Annotated in this window: 17 protein-coding genes; 10 read left to right on the top strand and 7 right to left on the bottom strand. The window is 71.1% G+C overall.

The window, feature by feature from the left end:
* Window positions 1-3 precede the first annotated feature (3 nt).
* Window positions 4-726 (bottom strand): glycosyltransferase, encoded by a 723-nt coding sequence (locus P3T37_RS32415; protein ID WP_280727500.1) that lies wholly within the window; start codon window positions 724-726, stop codon window positions 4-6.
* Window positions 727-1,010: 284 nt separating this feature from the next.
* Between P3T37_RS32415 and P3T37_RS32420 the strand changes: the two genes are divergently transcribed.
* From P3T37_RS32420 to P3T37_RS32430, 3 genes are all read left to right on the top strand, one after another.
* The gene (locus P3T37_RS32420; RefSeq protein ID WP_280727501.1) at window positions 1,011-1,724 is read left to right on the top strand and encodes a TetR/AcrR family transcriptional regulator C-terminal domain-containing protein; all 714 of its coding nucleotides are present in this window, start codon (window positions 1,011-1,013) and stop codon (window positions 1,722-1,724) included.
* An 890-nt stretch (window positions 1,725-2,614) separates the two neighbouring features.
* A complete protein-coding gene (locus P3T37_RS32425; RefSeq protein WP_280727502.1) occupies window positions 2,615-3,553 on the top strand; it encodes a MerR family transcriptional regulator in 939 nt (312 codons plus the stop codon).
* A gap of 114 nt (window positions 3,554-3,667) precedes the next feature.
* Window positions 3,668-4,018: an antibiotic biosynthesis monooxygenase gene (locus P3T37_RS32430; RefSeq protein WP_280727503.1), complete on the top strand. Its 351-nt coding sequence runs from the start codon at window positions 3,668-3,670 to the stop codon at window positions 4,016-4,018.
* On the opposite strand, the gene P3T37_RS32435 is transcribed toward P3T37_RS32430, so the two are convergent.
* Window positions 3,999-4,367 (bottom strand): hypothetical protein, encoded by a 369-nt coding sequence (locus P3T37_RS32435; RefSeq protein ID WP_280727504.1) that lies wholly within the window; start codon window positions 4,365-4,367, stop codon window positions 3,999-4,001. The two genes, P3T37_RS32430 and P3T37_RS32435, sit on opposite strands and share 20 nt — an antisense overlap.
* A gap of 120 nt (window positions 4,368-4,487) precedes the next feature.
* On the opposite strand from P3T37_RS32435, the gene P3T37_RS32440 reads away from it, so the two are divergent.
* The gene (locus P3T37_RS32440) at window positions 4,488-5,018 is read left to right on the top strand and encodes a DUF4328 domain-containing protein (protein WP_280727505.1); all 531 of its coding nucleotides are present in this window, start codon (window positions 4,488-4,490) and stop codon (window positions 5,016-5,018) included.
* A gap of 15 nt (window positions 5,019-5,033) precedes the next feature.
* On the opposite strand, the gene P3T37_RS32445 is transcribed toward P3T37_RS32440, so the two are convergent.
* Window positions 5,034-6,461, bottom strand: a complete 1,428-nt coding sequence (locus tag P3T37_RS32445; protein WP_280727506.1) for a nucleobase:cation symporter-2 family protein — start codon at window positions 6,459-6,461, stop codon at window positions 5,034-5,036.
* 661 nt (window positions 6,462-7,122) lie between these two features.
* Here P3T37_RS32445 and P3T37_RS32450 point away from each other — a divergent pair.
* Window positions 7,123-8,316 carry a transposase gene (locus P3T37_RS32450; RefSeq protein ID WP_280727507.1) on the top strand — a complete coding sequence of 398 codons (1,194 nt, stop codon included), beginning with the start codon at window positions 7,123-7,125 and terminating at the stop codon, window positions 8,314-8,316.
* 81 nt (window positions 8,317-8,397) lie between these two features.
* Here the strand turns inward: P3T37_RS32450 and trpS are convergent, their stop codons facing one another.
* Window positions 8,398-9,405, bottom strand: coding sequence for a tryptophan--tRNA ligase (gene trpS, locus P3T37_RS32455; RefSeq protein WP_280727509.1), 1,008 nt, complete (start codon window positions 9,403-9,405; stop codon window positions 8,398-8,400).
* 251 nt (window positions 9,406-9,656) lie between these two features.
* On the opposite strand from trpS, the gene P3T37_RS32460 reads away from it, so the two are divergent.
* The 5 genes from P3T37_RS32460 (at window position 9,657) to P3T37_RS32480 (ending at window position 15,977) form a co-directional block, all read left to right on the top strand.
* Window positions 9,657-11,315: a metallophosphoesterase family protein gene (locus P3T37_RS32460; protein WP_280727511.1), complete on the top strand. Its 1,659-nt coding sequence runs from the start codon at window positions 9,657-9,659 to the stop codon at window positions 11,313-11,315.
* A 141-nt stretch (window positions 11,316-11,456) separates the two neighbouring features.
* The gene (locus P3T37_RS32465) at window positions 11,457-12,455 is read left to right on the top strand and encodes a phosphotransferase family protein (protein ID WP_280727512.1); all 999 of its coding nucleotides are present in this window, start codon (window positions 11,457-11,459) and stop codon (window positions 12,453-12,455) included.
* Between the two features lie 2 nt (window positions 12,456-12,457).
* Window positions 12,458-13,693 carry an acyl-CoA dehydrogenase family protein gene (locus P3T37_RS32470; protein ID WP_280727513.1) on the top strand — a complete coding sequence of 412 codons (1,236 nt, stop codon included), beginning with the start codon at window positions 12,458-12,460 and terminating at the stop codon, window positions 13,691-13,693.
* Window positions 13,690-14,880 (top strand): acyl-CoA dehydrogenase family protein, encoded by a 1,191-nt coding sequence (locus P3T37_RS32475; protein ID WP_280727514.1) that lies wholly within the window; start codon window positions 13,690-13,692, stop codon window positions 14,878-14,880. Before P3T37_RS32470 ends, P3T37_RS32475 begins: the two co-directional genes overlap by 4 nt.
* A complete protein-coding gene (locus P3T37_RS32480) occupies window positions 14,877-15,977 on the top strand; it encodes an acyl-CoA dehydrogenase family protein (protein ID WP_280727515.1) in 1,101 nt (366 codons plus the stop codon). Before P3T37_RS32475 ends, P3T37_RS32480 begins: the two co-directional genes overlap by 4 nt.
* Before the next feature lie 77 nt (window positions 15,978-16,054).
* Here P3T37_RS32480 and P3T37_RS32485 read toward each other — a convergent pair whose 3' ends face one another.
* Genes P3T37_RS32485 through P3T37_RS32495 form a run of 3 tightly spaced genes read right to left on the bottom strand, consistent with a single transcriptional unit; the run spans window position 16,055 to window position 18,542 of the window.
* Complete coding sequence (locus P3T37_RS32485) at window positions 16,055-17,011, bottom strand: NADPH:quinone oxidoreductase family protein (RefSeq protein ID WP_280727516.1); 957 nt, start codon at window positions 17,009-17,011, stop codon at window positions 16,055-16,057.
* Entirely contained in the window at window positions 17,008-17,790 is a 783-nt protein-coding gene (locus P3T37_RS32490; RefSeq protein ID WP_280727517.1) for an SDR family oxidoreductase, read from the bottom strand. Before P3T37_RS32490 ends, P3T37_RS32485 begins: the two co-directional genes overlap by 4 nt.
* Window positions 17,787-18,542, bottom strand: coding sequence for an SDR family oxidoreductase (locus tag P3T37_RS32495; RefSeq protein ID WP_280727518.1), 756 nt, complete (start codon window positions 18,540-18,542; stop codon window positions 17,787-17,789). The genes P3T37_RS32490 and P3T37_RS32495 overlap by 4 nt, the downstream gene beginning before the upstream one ends.

Below are 18,542 nucleotides of genomic sequence, written 5' to 3' on the forward strand. Positions count from 1 at the left end.
CCCTCACCTGCCCAGGGAGATACGGTAGAGGTCGGCCATCGACCGCAGGCCATCGCGTCGGGCCGAGAAGGTGGAGCCCGGCATGTCGGACCAGTCGACCGGGATCTCCGCGATCCGTCCGCCGGCGCGGGCGATCAGGGAGAGCAACTCGACATCGAACGAGAATCCGTCGATCCGGCACCGCGGCAACACGCTGCGGACCAGGGCACCGTCGAAGAACTTGAATCCGCACTGGCTGTCGGCGATGCCGGGCAGCAGTCGGTGGGCCGTGCGGTGGAACAGCCAGCTGCCGCCCTGCCGGAGCGCCGACTGCCTGGGCGGTGGGCGGGAGCCCTCGACCAACCGCGAACCGATCACGGCGTCCCAGCCCTGCGCGAGCAGGTCCATCGCCTGGTCGAGGTGACCGACCGGGGTCGCGTTGTCGGCGTCCACGAAGCCCGTGTACCGCGAGGTCGAGGTCGCCAGGCCCCGGCGGACGGCGGCTCCCTTGCCGTGGTCGCTGCAACCGATCACGTAGGTCGCGATCGCAGGCCTGCCGCGGGTGCGGCAGGCCTGCGACGTCTCGTCCACGCTGTCGTTGTCGACCACCACGACGGCCGAGGACCACGGCCGGGCGACGAGCAGGTTGGACAGGGCCTCCAGGGTGGCCGGCAGCCGGCCCTCCTCGTCCCGGGCGGGGACGATGATCTCCAGATCGACCGGCGGTCGTCTGGGACCGGGGGACACTGCCGGGCGAGTGGCGGTAGGCCTGAGGAGGAGCATCCGGATCACCTGGTACGTCTGGCGGCGGTGTGCGCTGAACTGGGATCGCGGACCGGCGGGGGACGTCTTCGCGGGTGCGCGGATCGTGTGACCGGAGCCCGAACGGGCCCCTCTGTCTCAGCCTTGCTACGTAACCTAGCATCGTAGGCTTACGGCGTAAGGTCCATCATGGTACCTTCAGTCCCATAGGTCAATATCAGGTCGCGGGTGGTCTCCACCGACACCGGCAACGACGCCCAGGGGAAGCCATGACCAATCGCAGCGCCGAGCCGGCAAGGCGTACCGGCGACCGCGGCCGCTACGGCCGGCTCAGTCGCTCCCGCGTACTGAAGACCGCTTTCGACCTGGTCGACCGAGAGGGCCTGTCCGCCCTGAGCATGCGCAAAGTGGCTGCCGAACTCGATGTCGAGGCCATGTCGCTGTACCGCTACGCCAACGGCAAGGACGCCCTGCTCGACGGCCTGGTCGAGGTTCTCTACGAGCACATCGAACAGGAGCTCGCGCACTGCGCACCGCCACCCGCCACCGACTGGCAGGCCGGACTCCAGCGCATCGTGCGCGCCACCTACCAGGTCGCGCTGTCCCACCCGCAGATGGCCCCGCTGCTGGCCACCCGCATTCTCGCCGTCCCCATGGCACGTCGCCCACAGGCCGTCCTGCGCACCCATGAACAGGTGCTCACCCTGCTCGAACAATCCGGCCTCGACCGGCAGAGCGCCGTCCACGCCTACCGCGCAGTCACCGCCTGGACGCTCGGCTTCATCCTCACCGACCTCCAGGCCATGGTCGACGACCCCACCGCCCCGGAAATCGGCTTCCGACTCGGACTGCAACACATGTCGGCCCAGGAGACGCCCGCCCTGCGAACGGCCGCCGAGCGGCTCGCGGAGCCCGGCGGAACCCTCGCTCTGGAAACCGGCCTCGCCGCGCTGCTCGCCTCCTACAGCCCCACCGATCGCTGAAGGGCCGGGCTCTGGTCGAGGCGACCGGCGACACGGCACAGGCTCTGCTCCTGCTGCTGCTGCAGGCGGCCGTCACGCAGCACGCCGACCCGGACACCGCGGTCGGCACCGAACTGGCCGAGAGCACCGAGCTGTTGGCCCGCGCGCTGGCCAACATCGCGCGGATCTGACGGACTGCCGAAGGCCGGATCCCGACACGAGTGGTCCGCCCGTCCGGGCGACGTCCGGCCGCTCGCGGCGGCAGGCCGGTATACCTGAGCGCATGACACTTCACGCCCCACAGGGCAGCTCGGGGCCCAACCCTGCTGGACGGGCCCTCATCCGCCCCCCGGCACGGACTGATGTCTGGGTAGCCGGTTTTCTCTTCGGCTGGTTGGCCGCAGGCGTGTTCCTAGCCCGGAGCCGCGCCCGACAGCGCACGCAGTCGGCGGGACTGCCGCCGCTCGACGTGGATAACACGACCTGACACACAACACCTCGCGGCCACCTGCCGGCGAGCGCCTCCGCCGCGCCCGGACGCCCAGCCCGCTCGCCGGCCGGCAGTCTGCGCGGCACTGCGCCCCCTCGGAACACCACGAGGTACGTGGCACAGCTGATCGGCCGCACCCCGACTGTGTCGGTGGCAACCGACCCCATCCCTTGGTCTTCGCAGGGATCCCGGTCACTGGGCCCGCTACGTTGGCCACGTTGACCAGAGGGGGTGGGCCGGATGATTCGTGCGTACAGATTTCTCATGAGGCCACCGTCGGCCAGGCCCAGGTCCAGGCGCTCGGCGAGATGTTGCAGGACCACTGCTCGCTGGACAACGGATGGCGTCCCTTGTCGTGTCACTCCACCGAGCGATATGTAGCCTTGAGTCTCCAGTGACTGGAGACAGCAGAGTGGGGGACATGGACGCTACGACCCTCTACTCGATCGGGGAGCTCTCCCGGCGGACCGGTCTGCCCGTGAGGACCATCCGGTTCTACTCCGATTCGGGGGTGGTGGCGCCGACTACCCGAAGTCCCGCCGGTTATCGGCGCTACGACCTCGACGCACTGCGTCGTCTGGAACTCCTCCGCACACTGCGCGAGCTGGGCATGGACCTGGCCACGATTCAACGGGTACTGGACCGCGAGCTCTCGGTGGCGGAAGTCGCCGCGGCGCACGCCGACGCCCTGGACGTCCAGATCCGGATGCTGCAACTGCGTCGGAGCGTTCTGCGAGTCGTGGCCGGCCGCGGGTCCAACCCCGAGGAGACCAAGCTCATGCACAGGCTCACCCAGCTGTCCGGCGAGGAACGCCGACGTTTGATCGACGATTTCATGGACGGCACCTTCGGCACGCCGGCTGCCGACCCAGCCGTGGCGGCCATGGTTCGCGCTGCCACTCCCGACCTCCCCGATGATCCGTCCAGCGAGCAGGTCGCCGCCTGGGTGGAGCTCGCCGAGCTGGTCGGCGACGAGGACTTCCGGGCCCGGATGCGCCGAACGGCCGTGTACCAGGCCGCCGGGCGCATACTCGACATCGAGAGCGAGGCCGGCGAGGAGCTGATGGAGTTCACCCGTCAGAAGGTGGCCGAGGCCCGGGAGTCGGGCATCGACCCGCTCGGCGACAGGGCTGCACCGGTCATCGACGACCTCGTCCGCCGCTTCGCCGAGGTGTTCGCGCGCACCCCTGACGCGGAGTTCCGGGACTGGATGGCCCAGCAGTTCGAAGAGGCGCACGATCCCCGGGTGGACCGCTACTGGCGGCTGGTGTGGATCGTCAACGGCTGGCAGGTGGTACCGAACCTGATCCCGGTGTACCCCTGGCTCATCCAGGCCCTGCGAAGTGACCGCGAGGCATAGTCACGAACCACCGCGACGACACCCCTTGGACTGGGCAACGGGGTTGTGGGTTCAGGTGGGTGCGCGAGATCGTTTGAGGCGATACCGCCCGTCGCTGCCAGTTGGAGGACCTCCGTGACCGATCTTGCGCCCACCTCGCTACCCGCCCCGCCCTACTACGCGGTGGTGTTCACGTCCGTGCGGACCCCGGGTGACGAGGGCTATGGGGACAGGGCCGAGCAGATGCTGAAACTGGCTGCCGACCAGCCGGGTTTCCTCGGCGTCGATTCGGCTCGCGGCGCGGACGGCCTGGGGATCACGGTGTCGTACTGGAGCGATGAGGAGTCGATAGCGGCCTGGCGGAATAACGCGGAGCACGCGCTGACCCGTGCGCACGGGCGCGAGCACTGGTATGCCTCGTTCGCAGTCCACGTGGCCAAGGTCGAGCGCGCCTACGGGTTTTCCGCTACCGGGACACGCTCCTAGCTGACGGATAGCGGGCCAGGTCCTCGGCGATGGGGCCGGAGGCCGGTAGGTGGTCGCGCAGGAAGAGTGTCCCGACCAGGTCGTGCTCGCTCCACACGCTGCGGTCGGAGGAGGGCAGCCCGCGGTCGGCGTCGATCTTGCGGACGTTCCCGGTCCACGCCACCGCGAGTTCGACCGCGTCCCGCTCGGTGCTGCCGCCGACGCGGATCCGGTGCTCGGCAATCTGCGCCAGCTCCTCGTCACCGAACAGGGAGCGGATCAGGGGGTCCTTGGAAGTCCTTACCGGGCGCGAGCGAGGGGCGGGTGCCTGAGAGGATGTCGCGCTCGGGGCTGCTGGTGGCGCGAGCAAGGTGCAGGCATATCTGGTGGGGGTCCGTCCGTGAAATCAGTACCCGTAGGCGAAGCAACACGTCCGAGTCCACACGCCGTCGCCTACCGAGGAAAGCTCGCTGATCCCCGACCGCTGGCCGTGGCCACGCAGGTGCTGATCATCATGCACGTCATCCTGGGAACAGCCGACGGAATCAGCTCAACGTTCTTCACCGCGACCGCCCGGCTCACGATGCCGCTGTTCCTGGGCATTGTGGTGGTGTTCCTCTGCTGGTTCCGGCGCTGCCGACTCAACGCCGAGGTCTTCGCACCTGGCAAGCACAAGTACGCCGCGAACACCACGGTCGGGACGTGGTTCACCCCGGGGGTGATGTGGTGGGCTCCTCGCCGGATCACACTGGACATCTGGAGTGCCGGCGGTGCGACCGGCAGCCCCTGGGTGATCAACGCCTGGTGGGCGGCATGGCTCGCCAAGTCTGTCGGAGTCACGGCCTATATGGTGATCGACCTGAACGGCAATCCCAACTCGCCCTACATTGTTCTGGTCGACATCGTCGCCTCAGTCCTGGCAGTCCTGATGATCCAGCAGGTAACTGCTGCTCAGAAGGCGAAGGCGGCGTGCGGGCCCGCGGGCCCGCACGCCGGGTACGACGAACCGTCTGTCAGTTGACGGGCTCGTCCCCCGCTAGCCCGCGTGCTCGCTCAGTTGGTCGACCTTGCCCAGGGCCGCGATCTGCGCCTCCGGGACGTACGCCGGGGGGATCTCGCGGCCGCGGCCGAGGTGGTTGAAGAGGAGGTTGAGGGTGACGGCGAGCAGGCAGCCGGCGGAGATGCCGGAGCTGAGGATGGTGGCGACCTGCTGCGGGAGGGCGTTGTAGAAGTCGGGGTAGGCGATCGGGAAGATGCCGAAGGCCAGGCTGACCGCGACGATGACGGCGTTGGAGCCCGCGCTCAGGTCGGCCTTGCCCAGGGTGCGGATGCCGGCGACGGCGACCGTGCCGAAGAGCATCACGCCCGCGCCGCCGAGCACCGGCTGCGGCACCAGCGAGACGAGGCCGCCGACCACCGGCATCAGACCCATCAGGATCAGGAAGCAGCCGCTGAGCGCGACCACGTAGCGGCTGCGGATCTTGGTGAGCGCCACCAGGCCGATGTTCTGGGCGAAGGCCGTGCAGATGAAGCCGTTGAAGACGCCGCCGAACGCCGTGGCGAGGCCGTCCGCGCGCAGGCCGCCGGCGACCGTCCGGTCGTCGACCGGGCGCTCGACGACCTCGCCGAGGGCGATCATGTCGGCGGTGGACTCGGTCATCGAGACGACCATGACCACCAGCATCGCGACGATCGAGGCGGCCTCGAACTTCGGTGCGCCGAAGGCGAACGGGTGCGGCAGCTCGAAGACCGGCAGGCTGCGCAGCGCGTGGAAGTCGATCCGGCCCAGCGGGATCGCGGCGAGGGTGCCGACCAGCAGGCCGAAGAGGATCGAGATGCGCTGCAGGAAGCCGGTGAGGAACCGGTTGAAGAGCAGCACCGAGAGCAGCGTCACCGCAGCCAGGCCCAGGTTCGTCAGGGAGCCGTAGCCGCGGGCGTGCGCGTCGCCGCCCTGCGCCCAGTTGCCCGCGACGGGCAGCAGCGAGACGCCGATCAGCGTGATCACCGTGCCGCTGACCACCGGCGGGAAGAATCTGACCAGGCGGCAGAAGACCGGCGCGAACAGGAAGCAGCACAGGCCCGCGACGATGGTCGAGCCGAAGATCAGCGGTAGCGCGGCGCCGTGCCGGACGGCGACCACGGCCAGGATCGGCGACACGGTGGCGAACGAGATGCCGTTGACGAACGGCAGCCGCGAGCCGACCTTCCAGAAGCCGAGGGTCTGCAGCAGCGTGGCGATGCCTGCGACGAAGAGGGCGGCGGCAAGCAGCGTGGTGAGCTGGGCCGCCGTCAGGCCGGCCGCGCCGCCGATGATCAGCGGCGGCGCGGCGACGCCCGCGTACATGGTGGCCACGTGCTGGAGTGCGACGGCGGCCATCTTGCCCGGTGGCAGCATCTCGTCCACGGGGTGCACGACCGTCTCGACCGTCTCGGTCTGCCGCTCGACGTCCTGACGACGACTCATGAGTTCTTCCGTCCCTCCGCATCGGACGCCCGAAACGTCCCAGACGGGCGTTCGGGCGGGCGGCGGGTCCGGCCCCGAACGTACGGGGGCGGCCCACCGCGGGTGGCTTCGGGTCCGGGAACGCGACCGAAGTGCGGGACGGGCACGGGTGACGCTGGGACGACCCTGGTGGGCGGTGGGGACCGCTCACCTACCGGCCCCTGCGGCGACAGGTCCGGCCCATGAGTGCGTGAACGGGCTCGCCCGCGCCTGGACGACGAGGAGGGAATCCGTATCGCGGAAATTAACTTCCGCGTTGCAGGAAATCTAGAAAGGCCCTCACCCGTAGTCAAGAGGTCCGGCTGCAGAAGATCAGCGGGCGCCCGGCTTTGGAGGATCCTCCGATGGCTACTGGTTCGACCTCCAGCAGTCTCCTGCCGCCGCACGTCCCAGTAGCGTTTCAGCGCGATCTAGCGAGGCTCCCGGGCGTTCAGGCCGGGGAGGAATCGCTTCCTGAGTCCCGGCGATGCGGGGTGTCGCCGCGGCACTGGGGCATTTCTGGTTCTCGATGTACTTGATGATCGAAAGGGGTGCGCCGCCGCAGGATGCGGCGAAGTGGGACGGGGGCACGGAGGGCGCAGGCGACCGTACGGCCCCTGCGGATGTTGATGGTTGGCCACCCATGGTGACTCAGAGCAGTGGTACGGTCACGCTCGTGAAGGTCGTCGTGCAGGTGAAGCTGATACCGGAGACCGACCAGGCCGCCGCGCTGTCGGCGACCCTGCGCACGGTCAACGAATCGGCGTGCTGGGTGTCTGGCGTGGCGTTCGAACGCGGTGTGCCGCGAGAGTACGAGCTGCGCAAGCACACCTACGCCGAGTTGAAGGCGCGCGGCCTGGGGGCACAGGCCGCCCAGCACGTCATCAAGAAGGTCCGGGACGCCTACACCGCGTTGAAGGCGAACATCCGTGCCGGGAACCTCGGCAGGCCGGGCTCCAAGCGCCGGATCAAGGCCGAGTCCAAACCGGTCCTCTTCCGACCCGACTCGGCGCAGCCCTACGATGACCGATGCCTGTCCTGGCAGTACGACGCCGGAACGGTGTCGATATGGACGACCGCCGGTCGCCTCAAGACTGTGCGGTTCGCGTGCTCCCCGGACGCCCTCACGACCCTGCGCGAGCACCGGCAGGGCGAATCCGATCTGATCGAACGCGACGGCACGTTCTACCTGATCGCCACCTGCGACATACCCGAGACCCCATTGAACGAGAACCCCGCTGGGTTCGTGGGCGTGGACCTCGGCATCGTCAACATCGCCACCACCAGCACCGGTTACCGGGCCGCTGGGCGCGCCCTGAACCGGCACCGCGGGCGGCAGCTCGACCTGCGGAAGAAGTTGCAGGCCAAGGGCACGAAGTCCGCGAAGCGGCTCCTCAAGAAGCGTTCCCGCAAGGAACAGCGGCACACCGCCAATCAGAACCACGTCATCTCCAAGACCATCGTCACCGCCGCTGAACGCACCGGCTCCGGTATCGCCCTAGAAGATCTCACGGGCATCCGCAGCCGGGTACGGCTTCGCAAGGAACAGCGGCAGCAACTGCACTCGTGGAGCTTTCGCCAGCTCGCCTCCTTCGTGGAGTACAAGGCGCGCCGGGCCGGGGTGCCGCTGGTGTACGTCGATCCGGCGTACACCAGCCGGCAGTGCTCCGAGTGCCACCACGTCGAACGGAAGAACCGGGCGACGCAATCAGTGTTCGCGTGCCGCGCCTGCGGCGTCATGATGCACGCGGACCACAATGCATCCCGCAACATCGCCCGCAAAGGCGAGGCTGTGTGGATCGCGGGGCGTGAGTCACGCGTCCCAGCCACCCCGTAGGTGGCTCAGACGGAGGAGGTCACGCGGCAGCCAGCCGCGCCCTACCTCCAAGCCCGGCCCTCCAGAACCGGGTCAAGTTGACTAGTGCATCCCCATCGCCTCCAGCACCTCCGCCAGCGTCGCCTGCGCCACCTCGTTGGCCCGGGCATTGCCGCGCGCCAGGACGTCCCGCAGGTACCCGCGGTCCTCGGCGAGTTCGGCGCGGCGGGCGCGGACCGGGCGCAGGTACTCGTTGACCGCCTCGGTGACCACGGCCTTCAGCCGGCTCGCCCCGGCGTCGCCGATCCCCTCCGCGACCGCCTGCGGATCGCTGCCCAGACAGAGCGCGGCCAGCGTCAGCAGGCTGGACACCTCCGGGCGGCCGACCGGGTCGTAGGCGATCCGGCGGTCGGCGTCGGTGACGGCTCCGCGCAGCAGCCGGGCGGTCTCGTCCTCGCTCGCGCCGAGCGCGATGGCGTTGCCGCGGCTCTTGCTCATCTTGCCGCCGTCCGTGCCGAGCAGCAGCGGAGCCTGCGAGAGCAGCGCCTGCGGCTCCGGGAAGACCGGCGAACCCGGCTTTCCGAAGCGGGCGTTGAAGCGGCGGGCGATGGTCCGGGTGGCTTCCAGGTGCGGCAGCTGGTCCTGGCCGACCGGCACCAACTGGGCCTTGCAGAATAGGATGTCGGCTGCCTGGTGGACCGGATAGGTGAGCATCAGGCCGCTCACCGCCACCTGCCGGGAGTGCGCGATCTCGTCCTTGACCGTGGGGTTGCGCTGCAACTCGGCCACGCTGACCAGGCCGAGGAAGGGCAGCAGGAGTTGGTGCAGGGCGGGCACGGCGCTGTGCGTGAAGATCACCGTGTGCTCCGGATCCAGCCCGACGGCCAGGTAGTCGAGCACCAACTCCTGGACGTACAGGGCGAGTCGGTCGGCCACGTCGCGGTCGGTGAGGACCTGGTAGTCGGCGATCACGACGAACAGGTCGGCGCCCTCGCGCTGCAGGCGCACGCGGTTCTGCAGGGTGCCGAAGTAGTGGCCGAGGTGCAGCGGGCCGGTCGGGCGGTCGCCGGTCAGCACGCGAGGGCAGGGGCGGGTAGCGGTGGCGGTCATCGAGGTCTCCTGGCTGGGTGGGGGCCGTCCGGCCGGCCCTGCCAGGGGAGATGACAAAGGGCCGTCCGTCCGGACGGCCCTGGGCATGGGGAATGCGCGGCCGTCCTAGGACGGCCACCAGCTGATCGGCAGCAGAGTACGCATGAGGCCACTGTAACCGTTCAGGGCTGCGCCGGGCAGTGTTCACCAGTTCGGCGACCAAACCCCTTACCGTAGGCGGCCATCGGTGATCCGGACTTGAGGAGTTCCGCGTGCAGAATGACTTCGATGCCCCAGTTGACCCCGCTCTGACCGCAGTTGCGGCGTCCGACACGTCGGACGCCGGCGAGCCGGGCGGCGTGAGCCGCCGTACGGCGCTGCGGATCGCGGGTGTCGGCGGGGCGCTGTCGGCGGCGCCGCTGTTCGCCTCCGCCGCCACTGCCGCGGCCGACACCCCGTCGGCGCCCAGCTCCCCCCTGCTGCTCACCCGGCCCGAGGCGCTGGGCGCGCCGGCCGTCGAGGGCCTGCACCTGACCTTCGGCACCGACCCGGCCCGCACCATGACCGCCTCCTGGACCACGGACGGCCCGGTGCGCCGCCCGCGCGTCCAGTTCGGCACGCTGGACGGCGGGTTCGGCCGCAGCGTGAACGCCGACACCCGTACGTACACCGACGGTGCGAGCGGCCGCACGGTCTACACCCACCACGCCCGGATGCAGAACCTGAGCCCGGACACCTCGTACACCTACGCGGCACTGCACGACGGCGGCCGCCCGGACGCCGGCAGCTTCCGCACCGCCCCGCACGGCCGCCGGCCCTTCACCTTCACCAGCTTCGGCGACCAGGCCGTCCCCAGCACCACCTGGCAGCCGGACGGCAAGGGCGGCTACACCGTCGTCCCCAGCGGTATAGCCTCGCCCGCCTCGGCGGACATCGTCGGCGGCATCGAGCAGGTCGACCCGCTCTTCCACCTGCTCAACGGCGACCTCTGCTACGCCAACATCAGCCCGGACCGGCTGCGCACCTGGCAGGGCTTCTTCGCCAACAACACCCGCTCGGCCCGCTACCGGGCGTGGATGCCGGCGGCCGGCAACCACGAGAACGAGAAGGGCAACGGCCCGATCGGCTTCACCTCCTTCCAGACCCGCTTCGACCTGCCCGGCAACGGCGGCGACGCCGAATTCGCGGGCCTGTGGTACTCGTTCACCGTCGGCTCGGTGCACGTGGTGGTGCTGCAGAACGACGACGTCGCCTACCAGGACGCCGGCGACGCGTACGTGCACGGCTACAGCGGCGGCGCCCAGCAGCGCTGGCTGGAGCAGGACCTGCGCAGGGCGCGGGCCGACAAGTCGATCGACTGGGTCGTGGTCTGCATGCACCAGGTGGTGATCAGCTCCTCGGACGCCAACGGCGCCGACCGCGGCGTGCGCGAGCAGTGGGGACCGCTCTTCGACCGCTACCAGGTGGACCTGGTGGTCTGCGGCCACGAGCACAACTACGAGCGCTCGCTGGCGGTTCGCGGCACGGTCTCCGGCTCGGAGACGCTGACGCCCAACCCGGTCTCCACCGCGACCGACGTGATCGACACCTCGCAGGGCACCGTGCACATGGTGCTCGGCGGCGGCGGGACGTCCTCGCCGACGAACGAGAAGTTCTTCGCCCCGGCCAAGGCCAAGGTGATCACCGGGGTCGGCCCGGTGGCCTCGACCGGCAAGCGCCCGCCGGTGTACGTCTACGAGGACGCGCCGTGGGTGGGCGTGCGCGACCAGGCCCACAGCTACGGCTTCGCGGCCTTCACCGTCGACCCGGGCACCGGCCCCGGCGCGACCACCAGCATCCACGTCACCTACTACACGGTGGGCCAGCCGGACGGGGCAATCAGCCCGCTGGAGACCTTCGTGCTGCACCGCCGCCGCTCCGACGCCCACTGAGGCAGTCCCCGAGGCCGCGTCCGCCCCTGCACGCAGGGGTGGGCGCGGCTTTCGCGTGCCCGTCACCGTTGACATCGGGAGCCGTCGGCAGGAAGCTAAGCAAGCGCTTAGTCAGTCACCTCCCACCCTGCCGAGGACTTCATGACGGACAATCCCCCCGGGCTCGACCTCCAGCGGCTCCAGGAGCACCTGGGCACCGGCGAGCTGCGGGCCGAACTGATCGAGGGCGGCCGCTCCAACCTCACCTACCGGCTCACCGACGGCACCACCCGCTGGGTGCTGCGCCGGCCCCCGCTGGGGCACGTGCTGGCCACCGCGCACGACATGGGACGCGAGTACCGCGTGATCGGCGCGCTGCACGGCTCGGCCGTGCCGGTGCCGCGGACGGTGCGGCTGACCACCGACCCCGAGGTGATCGGCGCGCCGTTCTACCTGATGGAGTTCGTGGAGGGCACTGCGCACCGCGACAGCGCGGCGCTGGCGGCGCTGGGCCCCGCGCGGGTGCGCGCGCTGGCCGACCACCTGGTCGACACCCTGGTGGCGCTGCACGCAATCGACCCGCAGGAAGTCGGCCTGGCCGACTTCGGGCGCCCGGAGGGCTTCCTGGAGCGCCAGGTCCGCCGCTGGGGACAGCAGCTGGACGCCTCCCGCAGCCGCGAGGTGCCGGGCATCGACGAGCTTCGCGGCCTGCTCGCCGGCGCCCTGCCCACCTCCCCCGCCGCCACCCTGGTGCACGGCGACTACCGGCTCGACAACGTGCTGGTCGGGCCGGACGACCGGATCACCGCGGTGCTGGACTGGGAGATGTCCACCCTCGGCGACCCGCTCACCGACCTCGGCCTGCTGGTGACGTACACCGAACTCGCCGACCGCTTCGCCGGCGTCCTGCCCGGCGTGGCGCTGGCGCCCGGGTTCCCGAACGGCGCCGAGCTGACCGCCCGCTACGCGCAGGGCTCCGGACGCGACGTCACGGCCGTGCCCTGGTACGTCGCCTTCGCCTCGTTCAAGCTCGCCGTGGTGCTGGAGGGCATCCACTACCGCTACAGCCAGGGCGGCACGGTCGGCTCCGGGTTCGACCGGGTCGGCGCGCTGGTCCCCCTCTTCGTCGAGCACGGCCTCACCGCCCTGAAGGAGCGCTGACCATGGACTTCGGCTACGACGCCCGTACCCAGGAGCTGCTGGGCCAGCTCACCGCCTTCATGGACGAACACGTCTACCCGGCCGAACCGGTGCTCACCGCCCAACTCGCCTCCCAACTCGCCGACACCACACGGGATCCCTGGTCGATCCCGCCGGTGATCGGCGAGCTGCAGCAGGAGGCCAAGCGGCGCGGGCTCTGGAACCTCTTCCTGCCAGGGGAGTTGGGCGCAGGGCTGACCAACCTGCAGTACGCGCCACTCGCCGAGCTGACCGGGCGCAGCATCCAACTCGCCCCGGCCGCCCTGAACTGCGCCGCCCCCGACACCGGGAACATGGAGGTGCTCGCCCAGTTCGGCGACGAGGCCCAGCGCAAGCAGTGGCTGGAGCCGCTGCTGGCCGGCGAGATCCGCTCGGCCTTCGCGATGACCGAGCCGGACGTGGCCTCCTCGGACGCCGCCAACATCGAGACGCGGATCGAGCGCGACGGCGACTCGTACGTGGTCACCGGGCGCAAGTGGTACATCACCGGGGCGATGAACCCCGACTGCCGGATCTTCATCGTGATGGGCAAGACCGACCCGGCGGCCGACCCGCGCCGCCAGCAGTCGATGATCCTGGTGCCGCGGGACACGCCCGGGGTCACCGTGCGGCGCGGGATGACGGTCTTCGGCTACGACGACCGCGACCACGGGGGGCACGCCGAGGTGCTCTTCGAGGGCGCCCGGGTGCCGGTCGGGAACCTGATCGGCGAGGCCGGATCCGGCTTCGCCATCGCGCAGGCGCGGCTCGGGCCGGGGCGGATCCACCACTGCATGCGGGCGATCGGGATCGCCGAGCGGGCGCTGGAACTGATGTGCCGACGGGTCGGCGAGCGGGTGGCCTTCGGGCGTCCGCTGGCCGCGCAGGGGGTGATCCAGGACTGGATCGCCGAGTCCCGGGTCCGGATCGAGCAGGCCAGGCTGCTGGTGCTCAAGACCGCCTGGCTGATGGACACCGTCGGCAACCGGGGCGCGCACACCGAGATCCAGGCGATCAAGATCATCGTTCCGCAGGCGGTCGAGTGGATCCTCGACAAGGCCGTCCAGGCGCACGGCGCGGCGGGCGTCAGCCAGGACACCCCGCTCGCGCACCTGTGGGCCGGCAACCGCACGCTGCGGCTGGCCGACGGCCCGGACGAGGTGCACCGCCGCTCGCTGGCACGCCGTGAACTGAAGAAGTACCAGGAGGCCCGATCGTGACCACTGCTCCCGAAGAAGAGCTCCGCTCTCGAACGAGAGCACTGCTCTCGGAGTTCGATCCTGCCGACACCGCACCCCTCGACTTCCTGCGCGCCCGCTTCGACGCCGGCCTCGCGTGGGTGCACTTCCCCGTCGGACTCGGCGGCCTCGGCGCCCCGCGCGCCCTGCAGGCCGTGGTGGACACCGAACTCGCGGCGGCCGGCGCGCCCGACAACGACCCGCGCCGGATCGGCATCGGCCTGGGCATGGCCGCCCCGACCATCCTGCGCTACGGCACCGAGGAGCAGCAGGCCCGCCTGCTGCGGCCGCTCTGGACCGGCGAGGAGGTCTGGTGCCAGCTCTTCAGCGAGCCCGGCGCCGGCTCCGACCTGGCCGCCCTCGCCACCCGCGCCGTCCTCGGCCCCGACGGCGTCTGGACGGTGGACGGCCAGAAGGTGTGGACCTCCAGCGCCCACACCGCCCGCTGGGCGATCCTGATCGCCCGCACCGACCCGGCGCTGCCCAAGCACAAGGGCATCACCTACTTCGTCTGCGACATGACCGACCCCGGCGTGGAGGTCCGCCCGCTGCGCCAGATCACCGGTGAGGCCGAGTTCAACGAGGTCTTCCTGACCGGCGTCCGGATCCCCGACACCGACCGGCTCGGCGCCGTCGGCGAGGGCTGGCAGGTCGCGCAGACCACCCTGAACAACGAGCGCGTCTCGATCGGCGGCCAGCGCACCCCGCGCGAGGGCGGCCTGGTCGGCATCGTCGCCGACACCTGGCGCTCCCGCCCCGATCTGCGCACCCCCGAACTGCACCAGCGCCTGCTCAAGCACTGGGTGGACGCCGAGGTGCTCCGACTCACCGGCGAACGGCTGCGCCAGCAGCTGACGGTGGGCCAGCCGGGTCCGGAGGGCGCCGGCACCAAACTCGGATTCGCCAGGCTCGCCCAGGAGTTGACCGGCTTCGAGGTGGAACTGCTGGCCGAGGAGGGCCTCGGCTACGACGACTGGACGATGGTCCGCCCCGAACTGGTCGACTTCAACGGCCGCGAGGCCGGCTACCGCTATCTGCGGGCCAAGGGCAACTCCATCGAGGGCGGCACCTCGGAGATCCTGCGCAACATCATCGCCGAACGCGTCCTGGGCCTCCCGCCGGAGCCGCGCACCGACAAGGACGTGCCATGGAAGGACCTGGCCAGATGAGCTCGTTGAACCTCCTGTACTCGGAGATCGAGGAGGAGCTGCGCGCCAGCGTGCGCGACCTGCTCGCCGACCACAGTCCGACCTCCGGCATCCTGGCCCGGATCGAGGGCCCGGACGTCTACGGCCCCTCGCTCTGGCGGCAGTTGGCGGCCGAGCTCGGCGCGGCCGGGCTACAGGTGCCGGAGCAGCACGGCGGGGCCGGCGCCTCGCTGCGCGAAACCGCGGTGGTCATGGAGGAGTTGGGGCGCACGGTGGCGCCGGTCCCGTTCCTGGGCAGCGCGGTGCTGGCCACCACCGTCCTGCTGCGCACCGGCGACGACGCGCTGCGCTCGCTGGCGGACGGCTCGCACCGGGGCACCCTGGCGGTCCCGCTGTCCAGCGCTCCGGGGCGTCCGTTCACCCCGTCGGTGACGGTCCACCCGGACGGGACGCTCAGTGGACGGGTGACCTCGGTGGCCGACGCGCTCGGCGCCGATCTGGTGGTCGTCCCCGGCGACGGCGGCTCACTCCATCTGGTCGAGGGCGGCTTCACCGCCACCCCGCGCACCTCCCTGGACCTGACCCGCCCGCTGGCCGACCTCACCTTCGAGCGCACCCCGGCCCGGCTGCTCACCGCCGACCCCGCCGTCCTGGAGCAGGCCCTGCTCACCGGCGCAGGCCTGCTCGCCTCCGAGCAGCTGGGCATCGCCGAGTGGTGCCTGACCGCCACGGTCGAATACCTGCGCGAGCGGCGCCAGTTCAACCGTCCGCTCGGGTCCTTCCAGGCGCTCAAGCACCGGCTGGCCGACCTCTGGCTCGACCTGGTCGGCGCCCGGGCCGCCGCGAGGGCCGCCGCCGACGCCCTCGCCACCGGCGCCGGCGCCGGCGCCGGGGAGGACGGGGACGCGGCCGTCGCCGTGGCGGTGGCCGCCTCGCACTGCGGCACGGTGGCGGTGCGGGCCGCCGAGGAGTGCATCCAGCTGCACGGCGGCATCGGCATGACCTGGGAGCACCCCGCCCACCTCTACCTCAAGCGCGCCAAGGCCGACCAGCTCGCCCTGGGCACCCCGGCCCACCACCGCGCCGTACTGGCCGCCTTGGTGAACCTCCCGGCCTGACTCCCCACCTCCTGACGCCGGCCCAGGTCCGACCCGTCGACGGGTCGGACCTGGGCCGGTCGGGCAGGGGCGAGGGCTCAGGTCAGGACCACCACGCGGCCGGTCGTGCTGCCCTCGGCGACCCGCTGGACGCCATCCGCCGCCTGGGTGAAGGGCAGTCGCTCGCTCACCAGCGGGCGGACCACGCCCTGTTCGGCGAGTTTGGTCAGCTCCTCGTGGACCGCGCGCACCGCCTGCGGGTCCTTGGTGTTGTAGAGGCCCCAATGCAGGCCCAGCACCGAGTAGTTCTTCACCAGGGCGTGGCCCAGCTGCGGCGTCGGGATGGTGCCGCTGGCGAAGCCGACCACCACGATCCGGCCCTCGAAGGCGATGCAGCGGGTCGAACCCGTGTAGGCGTCGCCGCCCACCGGGTCGAAGACCACGTCCGCGCCGCGTCCGCCGGTGGCCTGCTTGACCGCGGCGACGAAGTCCTCGCTCTTCCGGTCGATCACCAGATCCGCACCCAACTCGCGGGCCACTGCTGCCTTTTCGGCGCCACCGACGACGCCGATCACGGTCGCCCCGGCGGCCTTGCCCAGCTGGACGGCGGCGCTGCCGACCCCGCCGGCCGCCGCGTGCACCAGCAGGGTCTCCCCCGGGCGCAGCGCCGCACGCCGGTGCAGGGCGAACCAGGCGGTCTGGTAGCCGATGTGCAGCGCAGCCGCCTCGGCGTCGTCCAGCGCGGGCGGTGCCGCGAAGACCGACCCGGCGTCCAGCAGGGCGTACTCGGCGAAGGCCCCGCCGGGCAGCACCGGGTTGCCGATCACCCTTTCCCCGCTGGGGAGTTCACCGCAGAGCTCGACGCCGGGGATGAACGGCAGCGGCGGCTTGATCTGGTACATCCCCAGGCACATCAGCGCGTCGGGGAAGTTCACCGCCGCCGCCCGGACCTTGACCAGCAGCTGCCCGGCCCCGGGCTCGGGCATCGGGACGTCCTCGACCAGCCGCATGACCTCCCGCGGCAGCCCCAACTCGCCTACCTGCCAGGCCTTCACACGTCCTCCTTGACGATCTTCTGCTGAAGGTGGTTCATCGCGCCGAGCCAGCGGTCCGGGTCGGCGGCCCGTCCGGCGTAGAAGCCGGCGACCTCGGCGTGCGGCAGGATCAGGAAGGTGTCGCGCGCCAGGTCCCGCAGCACGGCCTCGGCCACCTCGGCCGGCTCCAGCGCGTCGGCTGCGAGCAGCGCCTGGCCGAACTCGCCTGCGTCCTCGAGGATCTGGGTCCGGACGCCGAGCGGGCAGAGCGCGTGCACCTTGACGCCGCGGTGGCGGTAGGTGGCCGAGAGCCACTCGGCGAAGGCCAGCGCGCCGTGCTTGGAGACCGAGTAGGGGGCCGAACCCAGCATGGTGAGCAGCCCGGCGGCCGAGACGGTGGACAGGAAGCGGCCGCTGCCGCGCTCCAGCCAGTCGGGGAGCAGCAGTTCGGCGGCCCGCACGTGCGCCATCACGTTCACCTCCCAGGCGGAGGCCCACAGTTGCTCGGGAGCCTCGGGACCGCCGCCCGGGGCGACGCCGGCGTTGGCGCAGTAGACGTCGATCGCGCCCAGCTCCTGGCGGGCCGCCTCGATCAGCGCGGCGACACCCTCCCGGCTCGCGGCGTCCCCGGGGACGGCGCAGGCGCCGATCGCCTCGGCACTGCGGTGCGCCGCCTCGGCGTCGAGGTCGTTGACCACCACCCGCGCACCCTCGGCGGCGAAGGCCGCCGCCAGCGCGGCGCCGATGCCGTTGCCGGCGCCGGTCACCACCACGCCCTGGCCGGCGTACGCCCCGGTCACAGGCCACCGCCCAGCGTGACGCCGCCGTCGACCACCAGGGTCTGCCCGGTGATCCAGGCCGCGTCGGCGGAGAGCAGGAAGGCCACCGCGCCCGCGACGTCCTCGGGGACGCCGAGCCGCTTCAGCGGGTACGGCGCGGCCGCCGCCTCCTCGCGCCCGAGGTACAGCGCCTCGGCGAATCGGGTCTTGACCACGGCGGGTGCCACCGCGTTGACCCGGATGTTCGGACCGAGCTCGCCGGCCAGCTCCATGGTCAGCCGGGACAGCGCCGCCTTGCTGACCCCGTACATCCCGATCCCGGGCGAGGTGCGCAGGCCGGCGATCGAGGAGACGTTGACGATCGCGCCGCCGTGCTCGCCCATCCAGGCTGCGTGCGCGAGCCGGGTCCAGGCCAGCGGACCGAGCACGTTGACGGCCAGGATCTTGGCGGCCGCCGCCGGGTCGGTCTCCAGCACCGGGCCGTAGACCGGGTTGATGCCGGTGTTGTTGACCAGCAGGTCCAGGCGCCCGAACGCCTCCATGGTGCGGTCGACCGCGTCCTGCTGGTGGGCCGGGTCGTCCGCCTTGCCCGCGACCGCGATCGCGTACTGGGGGCCGCCCAGGTCGCGGACCGCCTCGGCGAGCGGCTCGGGGTTGCGTGCCGTGATGCAGACCCTGGCGCCGCGGGCCACCAGCTCACGGGCGATGCCCAGTCCGATCCCCCGGCTGGCTCCGGTGACCAGGGCCACCTGCCCCTTCAACGAATCCGTCAT

The organism is Kitasatospora sp. MAA4, from assembly GCF_029893355.1.
In the GTDB taxonomy this organism is placed as follows: Bacteria; Actinomycetota; Actinomycetes; order Streptomycetales; family Streptomycetaceae; genus Kitasatospora.